Annotated in this window: 6 protein-coding genes; 5 read left to right on the forward strand and 1 reads right to left on the reverse strand. The window is 37.3% G+C overall.

The window, feature by feature from the left end:
* Positions 1 to 91 precede the first annotated feature (91 nt).
* Positions 92 to 265 (reverse strand): hypothetical protein, encoded by a 174-nt coding sequence (locus IEX12_RS22710; RefSeq protein ID WP_188725961.1) that lies wholly within the window; start codon positions 263 to 265, stop codon positions 92 to 94.
* A 537-nt stretch (positions 266 to 802) separates the two neighbouring features.
* Here IEX12_RS22710 and IEX12_RS22715 point away from each other — a divergent pair.
* The 5 genes from IEX12_RS22715 to IEX12_RS22735 all read left to right on the forward strand — a co-directional run bounded on the left by IEX12_RS22715 (position 803) and on the right by IEX12_RS22735 (position 6184).
* A complete protein-coding gene (locus tag IEX12_RS22715; RefSeq protein WP_088053005.1) occupies positions 803 to 2053 on the forward strand; it encodes an APC family permease in 1251 nt (416 codons plus the stop codon).
* Between the two features lie 14 nt (positions 2054 to 2067).
* Positions 2068 to 2682 carry a bifunctional transcriptional activator/DNA repair enzyme AdaA gene (locus IEX12_RS22720; protein ID WP_088053006.1) on the forward strand — a complete coding sequence of 205 codons (615 nt, stop codon included), beginning with the start codon at positions 2068 to 2070 and terminating at the stop codon, positions 2680 to 2682.
* A gap of 201 nt (positions 2683 to 2883) precedes the next feature.
* Complete coding sequence (locus IEX12_RS22725) at positions 2884 to 3525, forward strand: endonuclease III domain-containing protein (protein ID WP_088053007.1); 642 nt, start codon at positions 2884 to 2886, stop codon at positions 3523 to 3525.
* 544 nt (positions 3526 to 4069) lie between these two features.
* Entirely contained in the window at positions 4070 to 5431 is a 1362-nt protein-coding gene (glpT, locus tag IEX12_RS22730) for a glycerol-3-phosphate transporter (RefSeq protein WP_088053008.1), read from the forward strand.
* Between the two features lie 498 nt (positions 5432 to 5929).
* Positions 5930 to 6184 carry a glutaredoxin family protein gene (locus IEX12_RS22735; RefSeq protein ID WP_188725962.1) on the forward strand — a complete coding sequence of 85 codons (255 nt, stop codon included), beginning with the start codon at positions 5930 to 5932 and terminating at the stop codon, positions 6182 to 6184.
* The last annotated feature ends 87 nt before the right edge of the window (positions 6185 to 6271 follow it).

The following is a 6271-nucleotide window of genomic DNA, read 5'->3' on the forward strand; positions in this document are numbered from 1 at the left end:
ATCATATCGTTTGGCCATCTTAGACACTCCTAGAGATTATTATATTTAGTATAAAAATCCCCATTTGTTATGTCCAATTATTAGACTAACATCAAATAGTGTCTGTTTTAACTTTGTCTTTATAGTCTTCAAATTTAATTACTTCTCCATCCAATGTTATCATGTCGTTTTGGTTGGTATTACCTTCCTCAGCAGAAATAGAAATTGGAAGAGCGAAAATAATAATACCAACTAATAAAAACAAATAAATAAACTTCTTTCTCATAAATAGATCCTCCATTTAAAATATTTTGTAAGACTTCTAAACTACGAAATTATTCCAACTCACCACCTTTTTACCATTTATATATATATATAATTCTATTATTTTGTAAATTCTCCTTCTTTTTTGTGAAATGATTTTGTTTAATAAATAATTCGTATTTTACCTTTGGAGTTATAATTGGATTAATGTATTCTTGCAACTCCCATGGCTAAAGCCACAAGCCCTAAACCTTGCAGTGATCATATTGGGGGTAATCTATGTTAGACCAGCATCAATGTTTTTTGGAAAAGTTGAAGTGGGCGGGGAATTAACCTCCCCGATTCAGAGAAAGTAAGTATCCGCCGGTAGAACCGGCGGATACTTACTTTTCTGTTCTGGCAAATATTTAGTACATAATAAAAAACTTTTGCGATCTTGTTTTTTAAACCCTATTCGAGATACTTTGAATTTCATCTTTTTTATAAATTTAACCGCAAAAAACAAGAAGAATTTCTTACCCCTTGGTTGGTACAGTAAATGTAGAACAGGGGTGAAGTTATGGAGAATAAATCGATTGGATTATTTCAAGGTATTGCTTTATACATTGCAGCTATTTTAGGGTCAGGGGTTCTGTTTTTATCAGGAGTTACGGCCTCAATGGCAGGTCCAGCGTCCATTGTATCCTGGATCATCGTGATAGTAATCAATTTTCCACTTGCTTATTCATTTGCGAATTTAGCCCGTAAATATCCAGATGCTGGTGGTGCTGCAACCTTTGTTAGAAATTCTTTTGGATATCACATTGGTAACATTGTTGGGTGGTTTTATTTTATAACAGCAGCGGTAGGTCAAACAATAGTTTCCTTAACCGGTGCCTTTTATGTCAGTCAGGCATTTGGATTCTCTCATTTTGAAACAAACCTTATTGCCGTTTTTATTTTAGCTATCGCAGGCATTTCTAATTTTTACGGGATGAATGTAAGTGGTAATATTGCATTGATTTTAAGTACCTGCTTACTTGTTCTCTTACTACTTGCTGTATTTTTGTCATTACCAAGTATTCAATGGCAAAACTTTATCCCTTTTGTACCTAATGGATGGTTTTCAGTCGGAAGTGCTATAACGGCTATTTTTTGGTCATTTTTTGGGTGGGAGGCGATTTGCAGTCTGGCACATCAATTTAAAAAGCCTGACAAGGATATTATAAAAGGTACCTTTGTTAGTGTGATCGTCATTGGTATATTGTTTTTGTCCTTAAGTTTTGTCACCATAGGAACCGCAACATATGGTAGTGAAGAAAGTAACCTATCTCCTATTGGTGTTATTATGGGGGATACAGTGGGAATAGGTGCCAAAGTTATTACGGCTGTTTTGGCAGTTATTATTTGTACAGGGACAGCGAACGCGTTTGTAGCTAGTCTAACTCAATTAGGGTATTCTTTAAGCAGGGAGGGATCTTTTCCAAAAGTATTTTCAAAATTGCATGCAACTACTGGGATTCCGAGACGGATGGTTTTATTTGTCATCTGCTTTGCAGTAGCCGGTGTTTTAACTACAGAAATACTTTCACTAACATTTAATGATATTTTATTTATCCCGACTTCTCTAGGGATTTTAGTCTATATTTTATCTATGGGCGCTGGTATTAAATTGTTTAAGAAGAAAACGTTAGCGTGGTTGGCCTCATTAGTATCATTCATTTTATGTTTACTTGTTTTACCGTTTTTCCAATTGTATATTCTTGTTCCAGTGATAGTAGTCGCATTGTACGTCATTTACATGTTTTTTGGTAAAATTATTTTTCCGTAGGGGTGAAAAGGCAAATGAAAGAAATAAGTAATATTTCTAAAGCTATAATGTGGGATGCAACAGTTGCATGTAACCCTGAATATGATGGGAAATTTTTTTATGCGATAAAGACAACAGGTGTTTTTTGTCGACCATCATGCAGGTCCAAAACTCCTAAGTATAATAATGTATCTTTTTTTTCAAATGCTGTCGAAGCCCAAAAAGCAGGATATCGTCCTTGTAAAAGATGTCGACCCGATTTGAAATTAATAAATTATGACCCAATCAAATCCATAATAGAAGACACTAAAGAGATGATTAAAAATAACTTTTGGAAAAACATTCATTTAAATGATATGGCAGCAGAGGTAGGAGTCAGCTGTTTCCATTTAAATCGGATCTTTCGTAAAAGGACCGGGTATACGCCGCGTATGTATTTGGAGAAAGTCAGAATCAGGAAGGCAAAAGAGCTTCTATTAACAACGAGATTAAACAACACAGAGATTGGCTATCAAATAGGATACCAAAGTATTTCTAGTTTTTACAATGCGTTTAAGCGTAGCACTGGACTTACACCGAGCCAATTTCAAACTAAACATTTGGAAACAGCAATGTATTTAAGCAATCTTTTCCACAATCAGGGGCATTGATGGAACGACACAAAAAATGGATCAAACTTTTGCACAAAAAATTCCTTCAGTCTGGAACATTTAAAAGCTATGCTCCGGTCAAGGGGAGAGATAGCAAGATGGCTGGCTATCGTGGAGGTTCCAATGAAAGAAAAATTACTGGAGATTGAAAAGTTGAATGGTGCTGTTCCAAATTTACTAGATTTGTGATGGAGGTTTAAAATGCAGCGAAGTTATCAGGTAATTTATGAAACGCTGTTCAATCATTATGGTCCACAAAATTGGTGGCCGGCAGATACTCCTTTTGAGATGATGATTGGATCGATTCTGGTGCAAAATACAAACTGGCGTAATGCTGAGAAAGCATTAACAAAATTATCCCCCTTTTTGGAACCGGAAATGATTGATCGTTTGCCTATAGAGGAACTTGCCGAGCTTATCAGGTCAAGTGGATTTTTCAACATAAAGGCAAAACGGATAAAAGCATTTATTGACTGGTTTAAAACCTATCATTATGATATCGAGGAAATAAAGAAAATGAACAGACAAGGGTTACGGCGTGAACTATTAAGTATTAAGGGGGTTGGCAAGGAAACCGCAGATGTAATGCTGCTATATGCATTTGATAAACCAATCTTTGTAGCTGATGCATATGTGAGAAGAATCTTTCATCGGCTGGGATATGATATACCGACTTCATATGACGGATTAAGAGAGCGGGTAGAGGAGAGATTGCCAAACGATCTGGTATTATATAATGAATTTCATGCACTCCTGGTTGAACATGCGAAACAATTTTGTCGGACCAAGCCAATATGTGATGGATGTCCGTTGTTTGATAGTTGCGATCAAAGACTGGATTAGTATTTATCGGAAAATATGGATTGTAAATCGGGAATGAAATAGTTACTATTTTTTCACTCATTTAAAAAGGTTGACGGCACTTTCGAAAACGTTTACTATACATATGACAAGTTAATGCGTGCCGGAGATTTGGAGAGCCTTATATTTTATGAGCCCATTCTAAAATGGATGGTGCTTCTTTAAGTATAAGGTTTTTTGCTGTTTACAGTTAATCTTTTCAAATCTAAATATAAAGTAGAGAGGTGAATAATTGTTTGTACTGGATTAGATAATAAATTTAATTCAATTGGACATGATACTTAAATACATTGCAAAAATGGCTTTTAGAGGATGGTCAAAAAGTCACCAAATGATAAGCGGTGAATCGTGTCGCCCGCTTGCTTTTCCGCTCCTCATGTACCTTTTTATGTACACTCCGGTGCTCAAAGCTACGCCGCCTCGACCTTCTTGCTTCTCATTCGGCGACTTTTTGAACACGGACTTTTAGCGGCTTTATGTGGGATTTTTAACAACACATGGATAGTTTACATCAGGGAGGATTTATATGTTAAATTTTTTTAAACCTGCACCTGCAGTGGAAAGGTTACCTGAGGAAAAGATTGATTCCGAATACAAAAAGCTTAGACTTCAGGTGTTTATCGGAATCTTTATCGGTTATGCGGCATACTATTTAATTCGTAAAAACTTTTCTCTGGCAATTCCTTATTTAACGGATCAAGGATTTTCAAAAGGAGAATTGGGTTTGGCATTATCGGCGATTTCGATTGCCTATGGTATAAGCAAATTTGTCATGGGAACGGTGTCGGATCGTAGTAATGCAAGGTATTTTCTTACTGCTGGACTAGTGCTATCAGCTATTGTTAATTTATTAATGGGATTTATTCCTTTCTTCACATCGTCTGTTGCAATCATGTTTATTATGCTATTTGTAAACGGATGGTTTCAAGGAATGGGCTGGCCGCCATCCGGAAGAGTACTCGTTCACTGGTTCAGTGTTAGTGAAAGAGGCGGTAAAACAGCAATATGGAATGTGGCACATAATGTTGGCGGAGGATTGATGGCTCCACTGGCAATAGCTGGGGTTTCACTTATATCCACTTATCTTGGGGCATCATACATTGGATATGAAGGTGTGTTCATTCTTCCGGCAATTGTGGCAATCATGGTTGCGATAGTGGCCTTTGCCTTAATGCGGGATACCCCACAATCGGTTGGCTTGCCTCCTATTGAGGAACATCGGAATGATTATCCTAGCAAATCAAAGAAAACATTTGAAACAGAATTAACAACAAAAGAAATACTGTTTAAACATGTTCTAAATAACAAATGGGTCTGGGCAATAGCAGTTGCAAATATATTTGTTTATTTCGTGCGATATGGAGTGCTTGATTGGGCTCCAACTTACTTAAGCGAAGAAAAAGGGTTTAATATGGAGGAATCCGGAGTTGCCTATTTTTTGTATGAGTGGGCAGGTATTCCAGGAACACTCTTATGTGGCTATATTTCCGATAAAGTATTCAAAGGACGTCGCGGCCCGGCTGGTGTTGTATTTATGGCCGGCGTATTGATCGCGGTTTTAGTCTACTGGTTAAACCCAGCAGGAAACCCATTGGTTGACAACATTGCGCTAATTGGGATTGGTTTCCTGATTTATGGACCGGTTATGTTAATTGGGTTACAGGCGCTTGATTTTGTACCGAAAAAAGCTGCCGGTACTGCTGCTGGATTAACTGGCTTATTTGGCTATTTAGGCGGAGCAGTGATGGCTAATGCTTTACTTGGCTATGTTGTGGAGTTTTCAGGCTGGCATACAGGCTTTATGCTGCTAGTTGGTTCTTGTGTTTTAGCCGTTATATTATTCGCTGTTACTTGGAATGTTCGAGGACAGGAAGTCGTAAAACACTAGTGAATAAAACAAGGGTGGAGTTGATTCATCCTTGTTTTATTTTGATTCAATTTCGTTCCCGGCAGAGTAGGCCCTGTTCCGCTCCAGCGCCTGGTGTACAACACCCGCATCTGTACGATAAGTCAATATCGCATCGTTCTTGGTAATAACACCGAGCCAAACTAAAAAATAGAGCAATAGTACTCTAGCCGCTAAACTGGCAATCCCACTATGTTTTTAGAGGAATGCTGAAGTTTTGGATATTGTACTGAAGTTAGGCAGAAAGTTGCTGAACAGGAGTTAAAAGATGCTGAAGATTCATTGAAAGTCCCTGAACATAGCCGAAAAGTCACTGACCCCCCTTGATTAAAAACGTAAAACCCGGCGTCAACTTCATTTTTTACCAAAAACAGGGCGGGCCCTTAAAATATTTGTAGCAATACCGTGAATATGGCACAATAAGGATAGATAATCGCTAATTACTTTTACCTATATATAACAGAACAGCGGGGTAATCAAGTGACACCTGTAATTTTTTATACGAAGGAAAATTGTTCATTGTGTGAGGATGCATATGCACTTTTGAAACTTTTGCAGCATGACTACCATTTTACGATTGAAGAACGGGATATTTATACGAATGATGAATGGCTGGAGGAATATCAGTTATTGATTCCATATATAAAAATTAATGAAACGGAGCTGAACTGCGAGCAGATTAATTACAATTCACTGGATAATGCATTAAAACGAGTCCATAATGTGTATGTGTAAAATTATACTCGGTAGTAATTGCGGTACTTTTTGATAGCCAAAAAAGAGAAGGCGCTCTATCATTAAAATGTATGCTTTGCACGGCAT

This window comes from Lentibacillus populi, from assembly GCA_014642895.1.
Lineage (GTDB): Bacteria > Bacillota > Bacilli > Bacillales > Amphibacillaceae > Lentibacillus_C > Lentibacillus_C populi.